The sequence below is a fragment of the Flavisolibacter tropicus genome, from assembly GCF_001644645.1.
Classification (GTDB): Bacteria; Bacteroidota; Bacteroidia; order Chitinophagales; family Chitinophagaceae; genus Flavisolibacter; species Flavisolibacter tropicus.
Window position 1 is genome coordinate 2,674,156 of sequence record NZ_CP011390.1, and the last position, 22,683, is coordinate 2,696,838.

A 22,683-nucleotide genomic window follows, 5' to 3' on the forward strand; every position below is an offset into this window, starting at 1 on the left:
TATGTTTGAATCATTGCAAGACCGGCTGGAAGGTGCCTTTAAAAACCTAAAAGGTGAAGCTAAGATTACGGAGCTGAACATAGCTTCTACCGTGAAAGAGATTCGCCGTGCATTAGTAGATGCAGACGTAAACTATAAAATAGCTAAAGAGTTTACCGATACCGTTAAGGATAAAGCCGAGGGTGAAAAAGTTATCAATGCCATCAGCCCTAGCCAGTTAATGGTAAAGATCGTAAAAGACGAGTTAGTGTCTTTGATGGGTGGAGAGGCAGCCCCCTTCAATGCAAAAGGCAACCCTGCTGTCATTTTAATTGCCGGTCTACAAGGTAGTGGTAAAACCACCTTTAGCGGTAAGCTTGCCAGCTACCTGAAAAAACAAAAGATGTCGCCTGTACTGGTTGCTGCCGACGTTTATCGTCCGGCTGCGATGGAGCAGTTGCGTGTATTGGGTGAGCAGATAGGCGTAGACGTGCACCTGGAGCTGGAAAACAAGAACCCTGTAGAGATTGCCCAAAATGCAATTCGCGACGCCCGGAGCAAGAACAAGAATGTGGTGATCATTGATACTGCTGGTCGTTTGGCCATTGACGAGGCCATGATGACCGAGGTAGCTAATATTAAAAACGCAGTAAACCCACAAGAGATCCTGTTTGTAGTAGATAGCATGACCGGCCAGGATGCTGTAAATACAGCCAAGGCCTTTAACGATCGCCTAGACTATACAGGTGTTGTATTAACTAAACTAGATGGTGATACCCGAGGTGGTGCGGCACTATCTATCAAGTATACAGTCAACAAGCCTATCAAATTCATCAGTAGTGGTGAAAAGATGGATACCCTGGATGTGTTCTACCCTGAGCGTATGGCACAGCGTATCCTGGGCATGGGTGATATTACTACCCTGGTAGAAAAAGCCCAGGCACAGTTCGATGAAGAACAAGCGAAAAAACTGGAAAAGAAAATTCGTAAGAACCAGTTTGACTTTGCTGACTTCAAACAACAGCTGGAGCAAATCAAGCGCATGGGTAATTTAAAAGACCTGATGGCCATGATCCCTGGCGTTGGTAAAGCTATTAAGGACATTGATATCAGTGATGATGCTTTCAAAGGAATTGAGGCAATGATCAACTCAATGACCCCCCATGAAAGAGCAAACCCTGATGTAATTGATGGCAACCGCCGCAAGCGTATTGCCAAAGGCAGTGGTAAAGACATTGCTGAAGTAAATGCCTTTATGAAGCAGTTTGAGCAAATGCGCGAAATGATGAAGATGATGAACAAAATGCCTATGGGTCGTATGATGCCGGGCATGATGGGAAAGCGTTAATAAAAGACATGATTTAAAACAAGAAGGCCCTGTTCAACTACAGGGCCTTCTTGTTTTCTGTAGAAAAACCCTTACAATCTACAGACTTTCAACATTTTAAAGAGGGATTAACAAAAAAAAGAAAAGCGATTTATTAGGATTTTAAATTTCGATTGCTACCTTTGAAGCCTTAGTAAATTTTATTTTTTCACGCATTTAAATGTCTATTTAAGATGCCAGTTAAAATCCGACTGCAAAGACACGGGTCTAAGAAGAGACCATTCTACTTCATTGTTGTTGCTGATGCACGCAGCCCACGCGATGGTAAATTCATTCAAAAGTTAGGTACTTACAATCCTCAAACACAGCCTGCTACGGTTCAATTGGATCGCCAGCGCTCACTAGAGTGGTTGAACAAAGGTGCCCAGCCTACGGACACTGTTCGTAAGATTTTATCGTACAAAGGCGTATTGTATCTGAAGCACTTGCTTCGCGGAGTTTCACTGGGCTTATTTGATGATGCGGCTGCCATGGAAAAATTCCAGAAATGGCATAGCGATCATGAAGCTCAGATCAGAAAGAAGCAAGAAGAATCTATGAGGCAAAGAAGAGCCCAAAGAAACCCACCTTACCAACGTCGTGATAGACGTCCGGCTCAAAGTGAAGGTTCAGGTTCTGAAGGTTAATTCACCCAAAAACTGGAAAAAGTTAAGGCGGTCCATAAGGGTCGCCTTTTTTTGACTGAGGCCACCTGTCCCGCGAAGGGGGGACTTAGATATTTTCTCTCCTCTTTATAGAACCAATCATTTATACCTAAGAGTATAAGCAAGAAGGCCTCCCAATGGGAGGCCTTCTTGCTGTGAGTTTTCACTAAAGAAAGATTGAGTAAGAAAAGTGCATCCCACCTAAGTTCCCCCTTCGGGGGACAGGTGGCCTTCCTTACCTTTGCCACCATCATGACAGAATACTTTAAAATAGGAAAACTGGTAAGTGTATTTGGCTTAAAAGGCGAGCTGGTGCTTAAGCATAACTTAGGCAAAAAGACATCCCTGAAGGGATTGCAGGCCTTTTTTATTGAGGAACGTAAAAGCAGCTTTATCCCCTATTTTATTGAGGTAGCACGTATTAAAAGTGAAGATGAACTCTACATAAAGCTAGAGGGTGTTAATATACGCGAAGCGGCCGTAAAGCTTACACAAAAAGAGGTATGGCTGCCAGAAGCCGACTTTAAAAAGTTTTCCTCCAAATCATCCCCTATAAACCTTCTTGGTTATATGATCATAGAAGATGATAAAGAGTTAGGAAAAATCCTGGAAGTGATTGAACAACCACACCAACTTCTTTGCCGCATAGACATCAACGGCAAAGAAGCCCTCATTCCCTTACACGAAGACACCATCTTGAAAATAGACAAGAAGAAACAACAGGTAATTGTAGAATTACCTGAAGGCCTGCTTGACATTTATTTAAGCTAATCAGATGGCTGCTCCATACGCTTTTTTAGCCGTGGAACTCTCGGAGGTTGTCAATATAACCGGGAATCTGTCTGTAGTTACACCAACAGCTTTCAGTGTATTACGAGCTTGTATCATATGGCGCTGTTCATGCGCAACCAGGAAACGAAAGACATCTCCTAATTTCAGTTTGATCAAACTGGTTACAGTTATAGGAATTCGTTTAGCATTCAGATTTTTATCTTTTGCTCTATCTAACAGACCTAATAATATTTGCTGTTGCTGAATGAACTCATTTGTTACTTGTTCTACATTCAGACTATTAGGGAAACAATAAGCCTTCATAGCCTTCATCTTGTTCTTTATTACTCGTACATTGCTTGGCTTCATTGTCTTTGTAAAATAATTACCCCAAAAGCCACTCTCAAACCATGCATTACGTGGCGATTTATCCTCCTCTAAGGCTTTTGCTATAGCAGGTAGATAATACCTTCCATAAGCATTCATGTGTTCCAGAATCTGCACTACACTCCACTTCTCTTTATCTATTTGATAAACCAGCTTATTCTTATCTGATGTTCTGATATGCTCGGCAGCCTCTAAAATATGTTGCACATCTTCTTTCAGCTCTGCAATAAGGTCTTCTGTTTTAAACTTAGCCATAATCCAAAATTTTATTCAAGCGATACTGTGGTTTATGCAAAATCTTTGCCTACATCTGAGCGCTTAGATCCGTACTGTGCTCAACAGCTTACTAAACGTTGTAGCGTCCATACCCAGGTAGGACGCCAGATATTTATGAGGAATAAGATTTAACACCTGCGGGCTACGTGTCAACAACTTCCGAAACTTCTCTTCTGCCGACAACACCTGCAACTCAACATTACGTTCCAGCACACCTTTAAATGCCCAGGATGTAGCTTTCAAGATCATGGTCTGAATAGCAGGGTATTGACTCATCAGCTCATCTAATTGCTGGTATGTAGTACGCAAAAAGCTACTGCCCGTTAATGTTTCCAGGAAATAAGCTGAAGGCGTTTGTGTTAAAAAAGCATCTGCCACGCCGGAAAATGAATAAGGGTAGGTAAAAACAATGGTTGCTTCTTCCTCACTAGCGGTAACGCTATATCCGCGCTGCACACCTTCCAATACAAAATAGAGATACCGTTCGGTTTCCCCTGCCGTTGTCAACAGCGTTTTTCGCTTGTATGTAATTGGCTGCCAAATGGCTTCAAAGGCAGCCCACTCCTTCTCCTTCAAAGGATGAATGGCATCTACAAATGTTTTGAGCTGTGATGTGGGCAATTGTAACGAATTATTGATTAAAGTTAGTTGTTCACTGTTTGTCTGCCGGCTAATTTTGAAAAGTGTCGCAGCAACAACGTTATATTGCCCACTTTGATCTTGATGCTTTCTTTGTATCCGTGGAATTGCTTAAGAAGCCTGAACTTAAAGGCAAACCCCTTATTGTAGGGGGCGACGGTCAGCGAGGCATTGTAGCGGCTTGTAGTTACGAGGCCCGCAAATATGGAATCCAAAGCGCCATGCCCGCTATGCGCGCTAAACAACTTTGTCCCAATGCCATTTTCTTAAAAGGTAGCTATGCTGATTACAGTCACTACTCCCGGATGGTAACGCAAATCATAGCCGACTCGGTACCTCAATTTGAAAAAGCATCTATTGATGAATTTTATTGCGATATGACGGGCATGGATAAGTTCTTTGGTGTGAGTCAATACACCAAGGAGTTGCGTGAAAAAGTGATCAGAGAAACAGGCCTTCCTATATCATACGGCCTATCTAGCTCAAAACTTGTAAGCAAAATGGCCACCAATGAAGCCAAGCCTAACGGGTTCCTGGAAATACCAACCGGCAAGGAAACCGCTTTTCTTTGGCCAATGACCGTGGATAAGATCCCAATGGTAGGAAAACAAACGGAGCAGCAATTAAAGGAATTGGGCATCCGTACCATCAAGCAACTTGCCGAAACACCTATTCTTCAGCTTGAACAACAGTTTGGCAAATGGGGCAAACGCTTATGGGAAAAGGCAAATGGCATTGATGACAATCCAGTTGAATCCTATAGCGAACAAAAGTCACTATCGCATGAAAACACGTTTCATGAAGACAGCAACGACCTTCCATTTCTTCATACAGCGCTATTAAAGCTTACCGAAGAGACAGCTTATGACCTTCGCCAAGAGGAGCGCCTCACAGGATGTGTAACTGTAAAACTGCGATATGCAGACTTCACCACTGTATCCAAGCAAGAGGTGATCAACTATACCGCTTTAGACGATGTGCTCTTTGCCAAGGTAAAGGACCTGTTTGCCAAGCTCTATAAAAAAGGAGAAAAAATACGCCTACTAGGTGTACGCTTCAGTCATTTAATACCAATGACCATCCAAATGAATCTCTTTGATAATGCGGAAGAAAAACTGGAATTATACAAAGCCGTTGACCAACTAAAGACTCAATTTGGAGCTGCCATCATTACGAAAGCAGGCACCAATGCTAACCAGAACCCTGGTAAAAAAGATTAGATCCCTGTTCATTAAAATGAGATCGCCGCATTAAACTTATAGTATTATTTTTTCACTTACACTATTACCTGTTTGTACATCTTTACCAAACAATTGTATATAGGTAATTTTAGGCACCAATGCTTTTGCATCAGCAATATGGAGGTATACCTGTTGTAGTTGTTGCCATTTGCCATTAATAATAATATACGCTATTGGCATTCCACTAGGTGTTTGTGTAATCTTAATAGGCCTTTTATCGTACGCTGCAATTTTACCCTCATAAGCATTATCCACCTTCTTAAGACTTAAACCATATGCCATTGTCCGTTGCATATAACTCAACTCCTTCTTTATACCACCCTCTGTATTCCTAATCCAATATACTTCTACAGGGTTTTGCGGATCAAGCGTTTTATCAGGCAGCACTTTAGCATCATACACTACCAGATTATTATCTGTATTACGTTTAATAATGAACAGATTTGCATTTCTATCAGGCAAATTCTCATGGGCTGCTTTAAATGTGGTATGTACCTGAAACGTCAAAGATGACAGCAGTAGCTGACATGGCATCATCAACATAGAAATAACTTTAAAAACAAGCATACGATCAGGTTTTGTTGTAATAAAAAAGTGTTTTACCCTATTGTAAGCGCAAAATGAATTCTGCTTTCATAATATAACAATTAGATGGCACATTACCCCTATTCGATCTCTTAACTTTTTTGAAAATTAGTATTCCTTAACATTCCAGGAAAGAACTAAGGCAACGGAATTTTCCAAATGCCGCATAAAATAAGAAAATAGGGCTTGATAGCAGGTAAATAGAAAAACTGCCATTAGTAAGCAATATTATTTCAAATTTAAAAAGCGTTACAATTTATACTTTCTCAGAAAGCTCCAATTCGCTACAAAAAGCCTGCCTCTATCTATATTACAAATTGCTCTATTCCTCCTTACCTTTAGCTCTCTTTAAAATCATTAAATCAACGTTATGCAAGCTTGGAAAGAATACCAGGAACAGAATAAAGACCGGTTTCTGAATGAAATGCTAGAATTGTTGCGCATACCATCTGTGTCAGCTAAAAGCGAACATGCTGCCGATATGCGCACCTGTGCTGATTTAGTTCGTCAACGTTTACAGGATGCCGGTGTTGACAAAGCAGAAGTAATGGACACAGCAGGACACCCGGTTGTTTATGGAGAAAAAATCATTGATCCTTCCAAGCCAACGGTGCTGGTTTATGGCCACTATGATGTGCAGCCGCCAGACCCACTAGAGCTTTGGCATAGCGGCCCCTTTGATCCTGTAATTAAAGATGGTAAAGTATATGCGCGTGGAAGTGCTGATGATAAAGGCCAGTTTTATATGCACGTAAAGGCATTTGAAACAATGGTAAAAACCAATTCATTAACCACTAACGTGAAGTTTCTAATTGAGGGCGAAGAAGAAGTTGGCTCTCCAAACCTGGAGGAATTTGTAAAAGCCCATAAAGCACTTTTAAAGGCTGACGTTATCCTGATCTCTGATTCTGCTATGATCAGCATGGAAAACCCTTCACTTGATATAGGCGTTAGAGGATTAGCCTACATACAGGTAGAAGTTACCGGCCCTAACCGCGATCTTCATAGTGGTACTTATGGTGGCGCAGTAGCGAACCCGGCAACCATACTGGCCAAAATGATTGCGTCTTGTCATGATGAAAACAACCACATTACCATCCCTGGCTTTTATGACGATGTAGTGGTAGCTACACCAGAAGAAAGAGCCCTGATGGCAAAAGCACCGTATGATGAAAAGGAATACGAAGACGATTTAGGTGTACAGGAGTTGTGGGGAGAAAAAGGTTATACCACTAACGAACGCACAGGTATTCGTCCTACACTGGAAGTAAACGGTATCTGGGGTGGCTATATTCAGGAAGGTGCTAAAACGGTATTACCATCAAAGGCATCGGCTAAGATCTCCGCTCGTTTGGTACCTAACCAGTCGTCTGAAAAGATCACCGAAAAGCTATTAAACTATTTCAGAAGCATAGCTCCAAAAAGCGTAACGGTAAATGCGTTTAACCTGCACGGTGGTGAGCCCTATATGACTCCGATCGACAGCAAAGGTTACCAGGCCGCCGCTAAAGCTATAAAAGAAACGTTTGGCAAAGAGCCTATTCCTGTTCGTGGTGGTGGTTCTATTCCTATCTGTACTATTCTTGAAAAAGAGCTAGGTGTAAAGATTGTCTTTATGGGCTTTGGCTTGGATAGCGACAACCTGCATTCTCCTAACGAAAAGTTCCATATAGAGAATTACTATAAAGGCATTGAAACCATTCCTTATTTCCACAAGTATTTTGCGGAATAAGCGGCCTCCCAAAGGAGTGCTTCGCGCTGGATGGTTTCGCGCAGAGACGCAGAGAACGCAGAGAAGATTTGAACCACAGAGGCACTGAAAACACAGAGGATCACAGAGTGAATGGGGTACAAAAAATAAGAAGTAAAATAGAAAAGCACTCCTTAATCGGAGTGCTTTTTATTATATAGAATGTTTGATTTTCTGGCGTTGTGCGTTAGCGCTCCTCCCCTTCGGGGAGGCAGGGAGGGGCCTCACGTCTCACGTTTGACGTTTCACGCTTTCTTCACCTGCTCCACTCTTTAGGTTTCGGTAGCAAGCGTTGTTCTGACGCAGCATTAGGTATGCGATTTGCAGGCGGCACTTGACTATTTTTTGTTGCATTAGGTATGGCAGCTATACTTTGAGTATCAGGAATAATACAAGGCATGCCATCTTGTGGTAACGTGTATATACCCGGCTCCCTATTAAAGGACTTTGGTGCTAACAATTTCAAATCAAACGCAAAAGGGTGACGGAGAGTAGGCTTTGATGTATCTTTTTTTATTGTAGAAAACTTAGACCTTTCAATCAATTTATTGATATCAAGTTGAAATTCCTGGGCGGACAGATTAGTGACCGTGAGCACAAAAGCCACAATCAAAAGCCTTTTCATAAGCAGTTCTTTTCTCTAAGATACTATACTCCTCCGCAAGAAAAATCATATACTATATTCCTTCAATATTAGGAGCAGGCGCTGTCGCTTTTTCAGCAGCGTCCGCTCTTTCTTTGGCATCAGCCTCTGGCTCCTCTTGCACTGTTTTGAGCTTTGGATGGTATTGCAAGTGAATGAACATAGCGAAATGATCAGACCCATTATAAGGCATTCGCTTCATGGAAACCAAGCCAAAATGTGATGAGCAAAAGATATAGTCCAATGGAAAGCGCATCCACCAATGGTTTGCTGAAAACGTACTATAAAAGCCCCTTCCACGACGAGGGTCTATCAGTCCACTTACTTTACGAAACAACTCTGTCACATAACTCCAGGCTACATCATTCAGATCGCCCATTACTACACAGGGCTTTTGTTGCTTTTCAACTTCAAAAGCCACTTTCATCAACTCTTTGTCCTTGGCCGTAGACGTAAGTGATTCCTTAGGCACAGGCGGTTTGGGATGTAAGCCATACAACTGCACTTCTACCCCCGATGGTAAGACCACTATTGTTTTTACAGAAGGAATATCATCTTCCGCCAAAAAACGAATTACTCCATTTCTCAATGGCAGTCGGCTGTAAAACAGCAGACCATAGGTATTAGATAAAGGCCTCTTTAATGAATAGGGATAGTTATTTTTTAACACCTGCATTGCAGTCTCCCAAGCGCTATCCGTTTCTACCAAAAAGACGACATCCGGATCCGTAAAACTAATTTGCTGCAACAAGCGTTTAAATTGTTGATTGTCCTGCAGTACATTACAAGTAAAGATCTTTAACTCATTTTGGGCATTGGCCGCCCGCACCCGCTTCATCTCTTTCGGAGATAGGGATGTATAGGGGAAGATTTTTCCAATCAAGTATGCAATACAAATAGCATTTGCTACGAATAACCACCAAAACCATTCACCTAGCCAACCTTTTGTTGTGATACAACCCAATAGTAATACAGTACCAATGATCAGCTTTTGCACCCTGGGATATTCAAGTATTCGAAATGTCCAATAATCATTTTTGACAAGTGGCAAAAATGTCATCAGTGTAAAGACCAGGGTTAACAAGCCCAGTAATAGTATCATCATATGCCTCTACAAAAAAATAACGCCAGCTTTTGGTATATAAAATACCGTAACGGAGAGTTGTACATTTGCAACGCCATTAAACCGGCACTGAAATAGTATACACTTAGTTGAATAAGCGTACAGTATGAGTGAAAAAGAAAAACTGCGTTTAGATAAATACCTCTGGGCTATCCGCCTTTTTAAGACACGCAGCATGGCCGCGGCCGCCTGCGACACTGGCAAGGTGAAACAATTAGGCACAGCTGTTAAAGCCAGTAAAAACGTCAACATTGGCGACGAATATGAAGTAAAGACAGAAGCCAAGAAATGGGTGATTAAAGTCACAGATCTATTACATAACCGGATGGCTTATTCTGAAGCCATTAAATACTATTTAGACATTACGCCACAAGAAGAACTGGATCGCCTGCAATTCCAGGCAGCTTCATTCCATACTGGTAAACGCCAAAGTAAAATTGGTCGCCCTACTAAGAAGCAGCGTAGAGAATTGGATGATTTTTTGGGCGAAGAGGAAGGGAATGATGAACAAGGAACAAGGAAGGATGAAGGAAGAGAGAACTAGGATTCTTAGGATTAGTAGGAAATGGCTGATGGCGGATTTGGGTTGACAGGTTAACAAGTTGATAAGTTGAAAAGGGAGGGAATAATGAACAAGGAATGATGAATATTGAATGATCGAATGTTCAATGCTCAATTTTCAATACTCAATGTTCAATGTTCAACGATCAATGTTCAAGGTACAAGGAAAGAACTTGCTCTACAGGGAAGGGATTTGTATCTTTAGGGTCTACACCTACAGGGCTATTTCGGCTCTTCTTATTACACTTTTCTTTACTATTTCTTTACTGGTTTTTATTGCTTCTGCCTGCCAGAGATACGGGTGAGGGAAGGGCCGAGGTACGGGTAAGGTACGGGAGAACCTACAGGCTACTATGAAGTTACTATTAGGTTACTATGGCTTTGCTATGAAGTTACCATGAAGGAACAGAGGATTAAGAACTGGGATGGTTAGGATTAAAGAGGATTGGGAGGAAAGAAAGATAGCAGGCTTTGGTAGCAGGGTTCCTTTGAAGTTTAAGCTTTGTGTTAAGGGGAGAGCGGATGCTGAAACGCGTTTAGGGTAACAGCTAGAAGCGATCTGGTTGGCAAGCCGGTTGAAAAGGAAAGTTGTAACCAGAAACCTGTAACCTGAAATTCTGAAATACTGAGATCCTTCTCCTTTTCTCTGTGCGAAACAAACTTCTCCCTAATCCCTAAATCTCCCCCAATCCCGGTTCCGACTATCTTTGCCACATGCGTATTGATATCATTACCGTGTTGCCGCAATTATTGGAAAGCCCTTTATCTCATTCAATCATAAAAAGGGCTCAGGATAAAGGATTACTGGAAGTACATACCCATAACCTACGCCAATGGGCTGTAAATGAATACGGGCAGATAGACGATTATCAATATGGTGGTGGCGCCGGTATGGTGATGATGTGCGAGCCCTTATCGAACGCCATAGATTCTTTACAAAAGGACCGCACTTACGACGAGATCATTTACCTGACACCAGATGGCGAAACCTTGAATCAAAAGATAGCCAACCAGCTTTCTTTAAAAGGCAACTTGATCTTTATCTGCGGGCACTACAAGGGCATTGACCAACGTATTCGCGATCATTATGTAACTAAAGAAATTTCTATTGGCGACTATGTACTCAGCGGTGGTGAATTGGCTGCTGCGGTTTTAGTAGATGCCATAGGCCGTCTACTACCCGGTGTGCTGAATGATGAAACATCAGCGCTAACTGACTCTTTTCAAGATAATTTATTAGCCCCACCAGTTTATACAAGACCAGTCGACTTTAGAGGCTGGAAAGTACCTGATATTTTATTAAGCGGCGACCCTAAAAAAGTAGAAGCCTGGCGCTATGAACAGGCAGTTCAACGTACAGAGCAACGTCGCCCCGATTTGTTAGGAGAAGAATAAGAATGACGATCACTGAAAGCGACTCCTTCTTCTGAACTAAAAAAGAACAGGCCATAAACTATGACCTGTTTCAAATTACTTGATGAGCAACTTCCTATCCGGCAGTAGCTGCAGCCTCCATTGTTTTTTGAGGCAGACCTAAGGCCATAGTGTCGTTTACTTCATAGCAAACATTTTTAGCCATGCTACTCATTTTCTCGTCTAAATAAGATTGTACATCGTTTACGGAAGCTGCTTCCCAAACACAAGTACCCGTTCTCATATCTCTGGAAGGAAATACAGAATGGATTTTGAGATGAGATGGCAATGAAGCTGAACCTTGCTGGGCTGCTGCCCAGAATTCTTCTGGTTGCTGAATAAAATGGTGCGCAATAACAAACATGCTATTAGTTTTAATGGTTAAGAAATAGACGAATTAGTAAGAAAGAATTCTCTAAAAGGGTGGGAAATGAACCTTGGTTTGTTCGTAGTGAGGGAAAGCATAAAGGTAGAAAAGTGCCGTCTTTAATCAAAGTATTTAATAGCGCAAGAAGCGTATAGTGCCGCCCTATTTGATACACAATTGTATAAGGCAAAAAATATTAACTACTAAAAAGCACAGGTGTTGTATCATATACAACACCTGTGCTTTTTAACCTCTCAACTATTGAAGAATATTCAAAGTCTATCGCGAATAGGCGTTAGTTGTGTTCATCATGTAAATGCACATTGGGATTTAAAGGATTGAAAACACCATTGGGATTATAAGCCCAAACCCAGGCATGCAATAGCCATAACTGAAAACCGGCGTTTCCATCCCATACATCGGCTGAACCCGTAAACCCTTCAGGCCTTGGCAGATTAAGCGGCACGGCATATTCTACAGCTACCAGTTCAAAGTTTCCTTCCTCATCTGGATCATAAACAAGTATCTCTGGCTTTCTGGGATCAAAGGCTCCATCAACGTATTCTGATTTCATATAGTGGTGCCCCATATTTTCCACTACCACATTAATGTTAGAATAGCCATCCTTAATAGCATTTTCAATATTCCGGTATCTTGCCGTTGCAGCTCGGGCCTGTTGTAGCTCCCATGTTGTTTGGGAGGAAAGCCCACTATAATCTGACACTATATTTCTCCCAGCCTCTGAAAGAAGACCATTCTTATTTTGCTCTTCATCTAAAGAGCTCTTAACAGCTTCCTTTGTGCACCCTGTGGATAAAACAATAACAATGGCTAAGGAACAAAATATGGTTACCAAGCTGCGAACGATCAAATAGTTATTAAGAAAAGAAATAGATGTCCTGTCACAACGCCAGGCGCTGTTTACTAAACGTTTCATTTTGGTTTCGTTTTTTGGTTAAAAAGGCAACATTGATTTAGAGAACAATAACAGTTGGCAGGCAACTATATAAGTTACTGTGCGGTAGCGGGACTGATGACTGTTGAGATTTGAGTAATAGTATTAACAGGAATACCTGCCTTTTTAGCATGCTCACGAATAAGCTCTTCATTTTCGGCTTTGTAAATACAAAAGATTTTATCGCCAGTCACATAACTGTGAATCCATTCAATCTGGGGGCCCATTTCCTTAAGTACTTTACAGGATGTTTGCGAAACGGACTTTAGCTGCTCAGGTGACAATTTTCCGGCTCCTGGTACTTCACGCTCAATGATATAGGTTTTCATTTCAGCAGTAGTGGTTGTTGGTTTGGTAGTTGGTGTGTATGCGGTTTGTGCACGAGTGGCAAATCCGGAAAAAAGTAGAACGACAAAGAGAAAAGTAAATCGGCTGGTAATTGGTTTCATAACGTTTCATTTAAAGGTGAATAATCAACCCAAAAGTAGAACGCAAACCACCCGGCACCCTATAACAAATCATTCATAGAATGGTAAACAAACTGCAACAAATCATTCAATCAATAGCAAAATTGATCCAGGAGAGAAAGCGAAAGATCAATGCAACATCTCTACATAATTCACCGGCAGTAAGCCGTATTTCTTTTTGAAACATTTTGTGAAGTAAGAAGGACTGGTAAACCCGGCATCAAAGGTTACCTGCGATATATTGTAATACTGTTTTTTCATGAGTTCCTTAGCCTTCTCTAACCGGAACTCTTTTATTAATAAGTTCGGCGATAAGCCAGTGAGAGCAATGGTTTTACGGTACAATTGCGATTTACTCATAGCCATTGCCAAACAATAATCATCTACATCAAATTCAGAGTCTTGCCAATGTGCTTCTAGCTTATCAAACAATAATTTTAGCACCTCTTCATCCTGAGGTGTCAATGTCAAAAAGTTATTGACTGAGTTTTGAAAATAATCTTTTGCTACAAGTGCTTTCACGGATGAAGCTAAGGCCACCTGTAAGCAGTTTGCATGTGCGCACATATGCTGCGCCAACTGTACCGTGTCACCAAAAATCTTATTACTTGTTTCAATTGGTTCACCAGAGTTAATACTGATTTTAAATCCCAGGATATCTGCCTCTTCTGCAGACACTTCTTTCTGAATGGCCAGCGCACAGGCAACTGCCTTTGCCGCAGAAGTAAATGAAATAATAAATCCGTGTCCCTCCTGTTCTACCTCCCGGCCACCATATAGGTCAAGGTTCTTCCTAATAACTTGATTATGCTGACGTAGCAGCTCATTCGCTTTTTCTTTCCCTAGTTTATATTGTAACAAAACAGGATCGGTTATTACCGTTACAACGAGTATTCGATAAGAAGGATCACTGAAAACTTTCAATCCATCATCACCTGCCTTGGCATCTTCAGGATCATATATTCTCCCTAAAAAGGATTCAACCACTGTACTATCAACTTCTATGATTTTGTGGGGAACTAACCCATGCGACTTGTCATGCATGGCTATTACGGCTTCTTTGTGTGGCGCTTCAATAAGACAAAAAATCGTCTCTCTTGCTTCATCAATCCAGTAGGTCATGCATTTACAGGCATGATCATTCTGAATCAATAGATCCATACTATGCGCCTCCGCTACATCCCGTGCTTTTACACCCGGAACTATATGGACATCCATATATATAGGCATAACCGCTAGTTTGATACTGAATTTACTATTTTCCAAAGTCAATTCATAAGAAAACAGCGTTTAATTACTATGGCACAGCTGATTATAAATGCCTGAAAAAACGACCAAATGGTTCAGCTTTACTCCTAGAAAACCGCTTTTGCTGCAACTGCTTATTAATGTATTACGCCAAGGATAGAACGTAGTGAGAGACTGAAAATGTTTAAAAAAAGATACCAGAACAAAGAGAGCTTTATTAACCAACTGAGATCAAAAGAGGTAAGCCTGGAAGAATCACAAATGATCTAAACAAGAGCACTCCCCTATCTGCGAAATAAAAAAAAGCCCTTCGTAGAAACGAACGGCTTTTCATTAGGACATTGCCTCTCACAGTTATGGCAAGAAAGGCAATACATTGGATAATTTTAGTAGGAAAAAAAGTGCCCCGCCAGGACTGACAGGGCTTCACCCTTAACCATACGAAACCTAGTTTATATATCGATTGATATAAATCTCTTTATTAGTGGGTTGTAAGATGATGTAAAATTACGATCTATTTTTATTTACAACACTCTTCAATCGTCGAACTGGGTGATTTTGTCGGCGAAAGTGATAAAATTATTCTAAACTAAGGCGAACCACTTATTTTTTGGTCAACCAAGCCTGTGCTTCCAAGATTGCTTTTTCACAAATAGTCTTGATATACTGATAATCATCCTGGTATAGAACAGTAGCATCCTCATCCAAAGATGCCGTTTCAATACGATGCAGGTGTGGATGCAAAACATCTTTCAACCCTACATAAGCAACAGAGCTTTTCATACCATGCGCTATACTTTTCATTTTCTGCTGGTTGCCCTCTTGCATAGCTTGGTGCAGCTCATCCAACTCTTGAGGCACTTGAATGATAAATTGTTTAATGATCTCTTCCTCAAAAGAAGTATCACCCATAGATAGATCTCTTAAATAGGTGAGATCAATTAGCGTAAAGGCTTCAGCAGATGTATTAGCTTGAACTGGCTGCTTTTTCGGCTGCAAAGCATAATGTTTTAAAATGGAATAGAGTTCATTTTCTTTTACCGGCTTAGATATATAATCATTCATGCCATAGCTTAAACAGCGTTCTTTTTCACCCGGCATAGCATGGGCCGTCATGGCTACAATGGGCACATCTTTGTTTAGCTCAGACCGTATGATCTGTGTAGCAGTGTAACCATCCATTTCCGGCATCTGTATATCCATTAATACCAGCGACACTTCATCGCGTTTTATGATATCTATGGCTTCACGTCCATTACTGGCTAGCACATAGTCAATTTTCCATTGGTTCATGAGGTGACGAACCAACTGCTGATTCATTTGATTATCTTCTGCCACCAGTACACGCAGGTTATCAATAGCAGGCTTTTCATCTTCGTGCCCTATCTGAATGAAGTGATCACTATCTGAAGTCGGTTTATACGAAAGACGTACTATAAACTCAGAGCCTTTATTCAGTTCGCTATTTACTTGTATGATACCGCCTTGCAGATCTACCAACTGCTTTACAATAGATAAACCCAGGCCAGTTCCACCAAAGCGACGCGATGTTTCAGCATCTGCTTGCTGGAAACGATCGAAAATGGCACGTCGGTTTTCAGAAGCTATACCTACCCCCGAATCTTTTATACTGAATTGCAGCTCCACTTCTTCGTCGGTCTGCTTTACAGCTTGTACATCCATGCGCACATAACCCTTATCTGTAAACTTAATAGCGTTACTTAAAAGGTTAATGAGGATCTGTGTTAAGCGTACTGCATCACCACTCAATGTATCATGTATGCCTTCGTGTAATGTCACATCAAACTGCAATCCTTTTGCTCGCGCCTTCTCCTTAAACATCACCTCAACAGAGCTTACCAACCCATTTAAACTAAAGGGGGTTTCTTCTATACTCATCATGCCCGCTTCAATTTTCGACAAGTCCAGGATGTCATTGATAATAGTAAGCAGGTTTTCGCCGGAGGAGTAGATGTATTCAATGTATTGAATCTGCTGAGAGTCAAGGTCTGTTTTCTTCAGCAAACTGGTAAAACCTAATATAGCGTTCATGGGCGTGCGGATCTCATGACTCATATTGGCCAAAAACTGCTCCTTGATCTTAGCCGCTTCTTTGTTCTTTTTTTCCGAGTCGTTCAATGCAGCAATGATGCGCTGCTGCTGGCGGCCCTTATTAACAATATAAAAGAAGGCTGAAATACAAATAGTACAGGCCAGGCCGGCTAATACAAATGCCAATATCAGTGCACGCGTTCCATTATCCTGGTTGGTATTAATAATACGGCGCAACGCCATTTGCCTGTTGGTATCTAGCTGGCTAATTAAAAGACTGATACTATCACGAAGCCTTTTACCTTGGCCGGTATTTACAACCGCCTCGCCAGCTACTTTACCATTGGCGCGGTATGCAGACAGTACCTGCTCTGTAAAGGCGAGTTTGGAACTTACCAGCTCGCGTAGCCGATTCAGTTCATTCGCTCCAACATTATTCCTTAGTTCATGCTCTAGGTAGATCAGTTCGCGCTTAATCTGCAGAATCTTGACTTGCACTTCATCAAAAAGTGCAGAATCACCAGTGATAACACTGCCCCGCATATCACTTTCTACAGACAAAACATCTGATTCCAGTTGACGCAGGTGATTTTGAACAGCCACTTCATTTAGCAGGCTTTTATTACCCTGCATGAGCCTGTTAATATTTTCCCCTGTGATGAATTGTATGAAAACGATCAATGCCACCCCAGTTAGGAAAAACCATAATACGATATATTTCAGTTGCCCCTTCCGCATGAAGAAAAACTAAAATACAAAAAACCACTATTGAAAAATACTAACCTGTTATTTTAAGAAGCTTTCTGTAGAGCAACAGAAATAGAATAACGCTGCCAATGATACCAACAATTGTACCGGCAATAATTGGTAAACGCTTGTCCGCAAATAGCTCCTGCAGCAGGAAATATTCTGAAGCTATAAAGCCCAGAATGCAGAATAGGAATGCTATGGTGAACTTGTTGGCCATAAAAGAAGATGAACAGCTTACTACCTGCCAAATCAACCCTTTTACTGATCAATTACCATTTAGGGGCTGCCTTTCTTACAAAACCGCACACGTAATGTTACAAGCGGGTCCGGATTGAGAGCATTATAGGACTAGGACTAATAAACAGGATAAAGGTAGCCCACATCCAACAAGAGAAAACCCTTATTAGACAAGCCAAGTCAAAGCGTCGGCGAACGGGTAAATAGAAAGGATGGCCGCTTACAGCAGGTTCAGCCGCTTGTTCAATGCCGTACGGTAAGTATCCGCTACTGGAACGTTGGCCTTGCCAATAGCAATCATACCTTCCTGTATGTAGTCAATTTTATTAAGAGAGACTATATAGCTACGGTGCACCCGGAGAAATTTAGAAGAAGGGAGCTTTTCCTCTATCGATTTCAACGTAGCATGCAATACATGAAATTTCTGGGGGGTATGCACTTTTACATAATCACCCATAGCTTCCAAGTACAGAATATCATCAACATTGATCCGCTTCAGGATTCCATTGTCTTTTACAAATACAAATTCCTGCTCACCTACTTTTACTTCCGCCTTGTTACTTTCCAAGGCCTCACTTGCCCTGTCAATAGCTTGAAGAAAGCGGGCAGGGGCTACCGGTTTGATCAGGTAATCAATAACGTTTAACTCGAATGCCTCTACAGCATAGTCCTTCTTGGCGGTGGTAAATATGATGAGGGGGCGTTTATTGCCGAGATTCTTAATCAGTTCCAGGCCTGTCATCTCAGGCATTTCAATATCTAATAACAGCAAGTCTACAGGCTCTTTGTTGATAGTGTTGTAAGCTTCCATAGCGGTGGCACACTCATTAACAAGTTCCAAATTCTTAACCTGGCTAACCAATTGCTTCATGGCCATCCGGGCCATCTTATTATCGTCTACTATTAAACACTTCATGATCAAGGGTTGAGCAAAAATAAGGTGTTGGCGCAAAAAACCTTCCTTAAAATGAAGCAGTTAGTAATGAAAGTCGCACCATAAAAGCTATAAATATAGACTATAACCCATAAAAAAATCCTGCAGCATTGCAGGATTTTTATGTTTTACTTCTTTTTAGACCTTGTCATTAAAATCTTTTCCTGGAACTATTTTTCATTTGGCTGCCAAACTTCAGTTGGCCCTGAGTTCGCCTTCTCAAATGCCGCACGGAATTTTGGATTCTTTTCCAAACGCCTAACCAGCTTAGCATCTCCCATCATTTGAAAAGCTTTTGCCGTAGCCGGCTGTTGCATGATACGTTCACCTAAGGCCTTCTCTTCTTCTTTTGTCAAAGAACCCATCCAGCTTTGAAATTCAGGTTTTAAAGCTTCTGCCTGAACTTTCATTTCTGTATTAATGGCGTTCAAGCGAGCAATAGCTTTATCATCATCGGGTTCTGCAATAGCAGCTTCTATTTTATCAATGTATACACTTGAAAAATCATACAGCTTTTGCTCTGTTGGATGAACGCCACTGCTGGCAACTGTTTTGGAGGAAGCAGGCGTTTCTGTTGCAGTGGCAGTTACGGTTGTTTCAGTGGCAGGCGCTTTTTTATCCTCACCACATGAAACTAAACTTACCGCCGCCAACAGCGTAAGTGCACTAAGAACAATTCTGTTTTTCATTGCAAAAGTTTTTTGGTTATGTATGCAAGTTAGCCGTTAGCCTTCCCCACCGTCAACTTTTAAGTACGAGCCGGATAAATAGCCACATGAATAAACATATATGTCGTATAAACAGAAAAAGCAGGAACTATGTCCTGCTTTTCAATAGAATGTACAACTTATTAATTTGTACCAATAATAGGCAACGTCTTCTGGCGGATCAACTCATTAAATGCAGGTACATCTTTTTCTTTTATGGTTTTCAGCTTGCTTAACTGTGCGTCAATTTGAGTAGCCAGCTCGGAATACACTTGACGTACTTGTTTGCTTGGTGCAAAGTTGCCGCTATTAGCAGCGCCATATACGCCCGATAATTTATCATTGAGCTTAATAGGATAGTTCAGCACATCCTGACCACTCTTTGCCTTGGTCTGATACAAGGTTTCTTCAATAGCCGTCAATTGCTTATTAATGCTATCGCCCATGGTCTTCACCTCTTTAGGAACATTCTTTCCTTGCAGACCAATAAAACTGTTGATCTGTGTGCGCAACGAGCGTATGTCCTTAATTGCTTTTTGCGTTTCGTTAAACTTATCCTTAGCCGTTGTCAGAAAGCGGAACTGGTCCTCATATTCCGCTTGGGTGATCTTATAATTCGGATCCGCCTGTACGGTAAAAGGAACTTCCGTAGAATCTGTACCCACTTTCACTCTTGCAAAATAGTTACCCGGTGGCGCTGTTATAGTACCTGGCACTCCATTCCATAAGATCATTCCTTCTATACGATCGGCCGCAGGGTACTGCAAGTTCCAGGCAAACTGGTTCATGCCTTTTGATACATCCAGTTTATCAACAGGCTCTTTTGCATCAGTAGAATAGGTACGGATTGTTTTCTTATCCTTATCCAATATGGTGATAGCAGCTTTTGCTGAATCGCCCATTTCTTTTACATAGTAGTTGATCACAGCGCCAGCAGGTGGGTTAGCACCTGCGTTCACGGGTGTACCAAAGTTTGACGCAAACGGACTTACCTGCATCCGGTAAGAAGGATTTACATCAAATACATGCAGGTTCTTGTTTTTGATCTCCTCTCCCATTTGCTGCACTACCGTTAAATCATCCATGATGTAGATAGAGCGGCCTTGCGTAGCTACGATCAGGTCGTTGTTTTTGATCAGCAGGTCTGTGATAGGCACTACTGGCAGGTTTAATTGGAAGGGACGCCAGTTAGCTCCATCATCATAAGATATATACATGCCATATTCTGTACCAGCATATAATAAACCCGGACGCTTCTGATCGGCACGTACCACACGGGTAAAGTGCATTTTATCAATACCATTCGTAATTAACTTCCAGCTCTTACCATAATCTTCCGTTTTATAGATATAAGGAGCAAAGTCATCGCTCTTATAACGTGTACCAGCAAAATAGGCCGTTCCCTTTTTAAAAGGATCCGCCTCTACTGCATTCCACATGATCCACTTGGGCGCATTCTTTGGTGTTACATTTTCCCAGTTCTTGCCCCCATCCCTACTTACATAGATCAATCCATCATCACTACCTGTCCATAACAGGTCTTTTTCCAATGGTGATTCAGCAGCAGTAAAAATGGTAGAATAGTATTCAACAGAAGTATTGTCTTTCGTAATCGGACCACCACTCGGGCCCTGCTTGCTTTTATCATTAGTGGTAAGGTCTGGAGAGATCTCCTCCCAGCTTTGTCCTTCGTTCTCTGTTACAAACAAGTGGTTACCTGCCGTATACAAGCGCTTAGGATTGTGTGGAGAAAAGAAGATAGGGAAGTTCCACTGGAATCGATATTTCAAAACATCAGCACCTGCACCCATTGGATTATCAGGCCATACAGAAATAGTACGATTCTCTCCTGTTTTATGATCTAGCCGGGATAAATAACCGCCATAGTTGCCACCATAAACAACATCGGGGTTCAGTGGATCGGCTACTACATAGCCACTCTCAGCTCCTGCTGTTTCATCCCAATCACGATCAGTGATAGCTGCTCCTGCTGTACGACTCTTAATACGCAAAGTAGAATTGTCTTGCTGGGCACCTAAAACGCGGTATGGGAAAGAATTATCGGTAGAGAGACGATAGATTTGAGCCGTTGGCTGATTCATATACGTACTCCAGGTATCGCCGCCATTGAAAGAGATTTGCGCACCTCCGTCATCCGCTACAATCATACGATTGCCATCCTCTGGATCTATCCACAAATCGTGGTGATCGCCATGTGGTGTACGTACACTTTGAAAAGTTTTACCACCATCGCGGCTGCGCATGAAATTAACGTTAGGCGCATATACCAGGTTCTCGTTTTTAGAATCTACAAACACCTTGGTATAGTACCAGGCACGCTGACGAATATTGTTATCATTGCTGGTCAATGTCCAGGTATCGCCTGCATCACTACTCATAAACATGCCACCGTTGGCATTCTCTACCAGCGCATACACTTTATCAGGATTAGAGGGCGCCACTGCCACACCTACAATCCCCCAGGTACCCTTTGGAAATCCTTTTTTTGTGGATATGTTGGCCCAGGTTTCCCCACCATCGGTACTTTTCCAAATACCACTTCCTTCACCACCGCTCTCCATAGAATAGGGTGTGCGTAGTACGCGCCAGGTACCAGCATAAAGCGTTTGAGGATTACCTGGTTCCATTACCAGGTCAGAAGCACCAGTTTGATTATTTACATATAAGGTCTTGCGCCAGGTTTTTCCACCATCCGTGGTTTTATAGACACCACGCGTTTCGTTAGGTCCAAATAAATGGCCCACTACTGCTGCCCAAGCTGTGTTAGGATCGCGTGGATGAATGATCAGGCGAATAATATGACGCCCATCCTGAAGCCCAATATTGCGCCACGTACGGCCGCCGTCATCGCTACGCCATACACCACCTAAGCCTTCGCTAACGTTACCGCGTAAGGTGTTTTCGCCCTCTCCTACATAAATAATATTTTCATCAGAAGGGGCTACGGCTACTGCACCAATAGTGCCGCCAAAGTATTTATCTGAAATGTTTTTCCAGTTAGAACCGCCATCAGTGGTTTTCCAGACACCACCTCCCGTGGCGCCAAAATAAAACGTGTTTCTGTTCTTGTAGCTACCAGCTACAGCCCCGCTACGGCCGCCCCGCCATGGGCCGATCAAACGATACTTTACTTTTGAAAGAAAAACATCGTTAGTAGACGTAGCAGCAGCAGCTTTTTTTTGTGCATGCACTTGTGTTCCTAAGAATAAGGTACAGAGCAATAAAAGTCTTTGCATAGTAAGGTGTTGAATAAAGATGAAATTTACAGCCACTCACTAGCATAAAAAAATTGAATATGATCTTCACCATAATCTTTCACCTTACTAGCGCATTAAAAATTGGCTTAGAGGCACTGCTATTATTTGCTAGCGACACATTTCACCACTATGTTCATACCCCTTTTTAGGAGGTCCCAGCTTTTTTTGCTACTGCCAGCCACCACTATAAAAATGATCTTTAGTCTTTACTAACGAATTTGAATAATCGTACACTTAATGTAATATGGTCCATAAAAGAAAGTAGACCGCTACTAAGCGGTCTACCGCT

Annotated in this window: 21 protein-coding genes; 7 read left to right on the forward strand and 14 right to left on the reverse strand. The window is 41.8% G+C overall.

Annotated elements, in window-relative coordinates; all coding sequences use genetic code 11:
• Position 1 precedes the first annotated feature (1 nt).
• The 3 genes from ffh (at position 2) to rimM (ending at position 2,781) form a co-directional block, all read left to right on the forward strand.
• The gene (ffh, locus tag SY85_RS11230) at positions 2–1,327 is read left to right on the forward strand and encodes a signal recognition particle protein (RefSeq protein ID WP_066404515.1); all 1,326 of its coding nucleotides are present in this window, start codon (positions 2–4) and stop codon (positions 1,325–1,327) included.
• A gap of 212 nt (positions 1,328–1,539) precedes the next feature.
• A complete protein-coding gene (gene rpsP / locus SY85_RS26255) occupies positions 1,540–1,992 on the forward strand; it encodes a 30S ribosomal protein S16 (protein WP_066404516.1) in 453 nt (150 codons plus the stop codon).
• A 270-nt stretch (positions 1,993–2,262) separates the two neighbouring features.
• A complete protein-coding gene (gene rimM / locus SY85_RS11245) occupies positions 2,263–2,781 on the forward strand; it encodes a ribosome maturation factor RimM (RefSeq protein WP_066404521.1) in 519 nt (172 codons plus the stop codon).
• Here the strand turns inward: rimM and SY85_RS11250 are convergent, their stop codons facing one another.
• A complete protein-coding gene (locus SY85_RS11250) occupies positions 2,782–3,423 on the reverse strand; it encodes a DinB family protein (RefSeq protein ID WP_066404523.1) in 642 nt (213 codons plus the stop codon).
• A gap of 63 nt (positions 3,424–3,486) precedes the next feature.
• Complete coding sequence (locus tag SY85_RS11255; RefSeq protein WP_066404525.1) at positions 3,487–4,065, reverse strand: Crp/Fnr family transcriptional regulator; 579 nt, start codon at positions 4,063–4,065, stop codon at positions 3,487–3,489.
• A 62-nt stretch (positions 4,066–4,127) separates the two neighbouring features.
• On the opposite strand from SY85_RS11255, the gene dinB reads away from it, so the two are divergent.
• Positions 4,128–5,303, forward strand: a complete 1,176-nt coding sequence (gene dinB / locus SY85_RS11260; protein WP_066404528.1) for a DNA polymerase IV — start codon at positions 4,128–4,130, stop codon at positions 5,301–5,303.
• Positions 5,304–5,339: 36 nt separating this feature from the next.
• Here the strand turns inward: dinB and SY85_RS11265 are convergent, their stop codons facing one another.
• Entirely contained in the window at positions 5,340–5,891 is a 552-nt protein-coding gene (locus SY85_RS11265) for a DUF4833 domain-containing protein (RefSeq protein WP_066404530.1), read from the reverse strand.
• A 388-nt stretch (positions 5,892–6,279) separates the two neighbouring features.
• Between SY85_RS11265 and SY85_RS11270 the strand changes: the two genes are divergently transcribed.
• Positions 6,280–7,641: a dipeptidase gene (locus SY85_RS11270; RefSeq protein WP_066404533.1), complete on the forward strand. Its 1,362-nt coding sequence runs from the start codon at positions 6,280–6,282 to the stop codon at positions 7,639–7,641.
• A gap of 274 nt (positions 7,642–7,915) precedes the next feature.
• Here the strand turns inward: SY85_RS11270 and SY85_RS11275 are convergent, their stop codons facing one another.
• Both SY85_RS11275 and SY85_RS11280 read right to left on the reverse strand, forming a co-directional pair.
• Positions 7,916–8,284 (reverse strand): hypothetical protein, encoded by a 369-nt coding sequence (locus SY85_RS11275; RefSeq protein ID WP_066404535.1) that lies wholly within the window; start codon positions 8,282–8,284, stop codon positions 7,916–7,918.
• Between the two features lie 52 nt (positions 8,285–8,336).
• Positions 8,337–9,407 carry an endonuclease/exonuclease/phosphatase family protein gene (locus SY85_RS11280; protein WP_082886379.1) on the reverse strand — a complete coding sequence of 357 codons (1,071 nt, stop codon included), beginning with the start codon at positions 9,405–9,407 and terminating at the stop codon, positions 8,337–8,339.
• A 124-nt stretch (positions 9,408–9,531) separates the two neighbouring features.
• Here SY85_RS11280 and SY85_RS11285 point away from each other — a divergent pair, with 124 nt between their 5' ends.
• Positions 9,532–9,969 carry an RNA-binding S4 domain-containing protein gene (locus tag SY85_RS11285; RefSeq protein WP_066404537.1) on the forward strand — a complete coding sequence of 146 codons (438 nt, stop codon included), beginning with the start codon at positions 9,532–9,534 and terminating at the stop codon, positions 9,967–9,969.
• A gap of 731 nt (positions 9,970–10,700) precedes the next feature.
• Positions 10,701–11,381: a tRNA (guanosine(37)-N1)-methyltransferase TrmD gene (gene trmD / locus SY85_RS11290; RefSeq protein ID WP_066404539.1), complete on the forward strand. Its 681-nt coding sequence runs from the start codon at positions 10,701–10,703 to the stop codon at positions 11,379–11,381.
• A 94-nt stretch (positions 11,382–11,475) separates the two neighbouring features.
• Here the strand turns inward: trmD and SY85_RS11295 are convergent, their stop codons facing one another.
• From SY85_RS11295 to SY85_RS11335, 9 genes are all read right to left on the reverse strand, one after another.
• Positions 11,476–11,763, reverse strand: coding sequence for a hypothetical protein (locus tag SY85_RS11295; RefSeq protein ID WP_066404541.1), 288 nt, complete (start codon positions 11,761–11,763; stop codon positions 11,476–11,478).
• Positions 11,764–12,061: 298 nt separating this feature from the next.
• A complete protein-coding gene (locus SY85_RS11300; RefSeq protein ID WP_082886380.1) occupies positions 12,062–12,703 on the reverse strand; it encodes a hypothetical protein in 642 nt (213 codons plus the stop codon).
• Positions 12,704–12,777: 74 nt separating this feature from the next.
• Entirely contained in the window at positions 12,778–13,170 is a 393-nt protein-coding gene (locus SY85_RS11305; protein ID WP_226999068.1) for a DUF4242 domain-containing protein, read from the reverse strand.
• A gap of 147 nt (positions 13,171–13,317) precedes the next feature.
• Positions 13,318–14,418, reverse strand: coding sequence for a nickel-binding protein (locus tag SY85_RS11310; protein WP_066404543.1), 1,101 nt, complete (start codon positions 14,416–14,418; stop codon positions 13,318–13,320).
• 621 nt (positions 14,419–15,039) lie between these two features.
• Complete coding sequence (locus SY85_RS11315; protein ID WP_066404545.1) at positions 15,040–17,226, reverse strand: response regulator; 2,187 nt, start codon at positions 17,224–17,226, stop codon at positions 15,040–15,042.
• A gap of 40 nt (positions 17,227–17,266) precedes the next feature.
• Positions 17,267–17,455 (reverse strand): hypothetical protein, encoded by a 189-nt coding sequence (locus SY85_RS11320; protein WP_066404547.1) that lies wholly within the window; start codon positions 17,453–17,455, stop codon positions 17,267–17,269.
• Positions 17,456–17,695: 240 nt separating this feature from the next.
• Positions 17,696–18,391 (reverse strand): LytR/AlgR family response regulator transcription factor, encoded by a 696-nt coding sequence (locus SY85_RS11325; RefSeq protein WP_066404549.1) that lies wholly within the window; start codon positions 18,389–18,391, stop codon positions 17,696–17,698.
• Positions 18,392–18,579: 188 nt separating this feature from the next.
• Positions 18,580–19,098 carry a hypothetical protein gene (locus SY85_RS11330; RefSeq protein WP_066404550.1) on the reverse strand — a complete coding sequence of 173 codons (519 nt, stop codon included), beginning with the start codon at positions 19,096–19,098 and terminating at the stop codon, positions 18,580–18,582.
• Positions 19,099–19,259: 161 nt separating this feature from the next.
• Complete coding sequence (locus tag SY85_RS11335; RefSeq protein ID WP_066404552.1) at positions 19,260–22,373, reverse strand: WD40/YVTN/BNR-like repeat-containing protein; 3,114 nt, start codon at positions 22,371–22,373, stop codon at positions 19,260–19,262.
• Between the last annotated feature and the right edge of the window lie 310 nt (positions 22,374–22,683).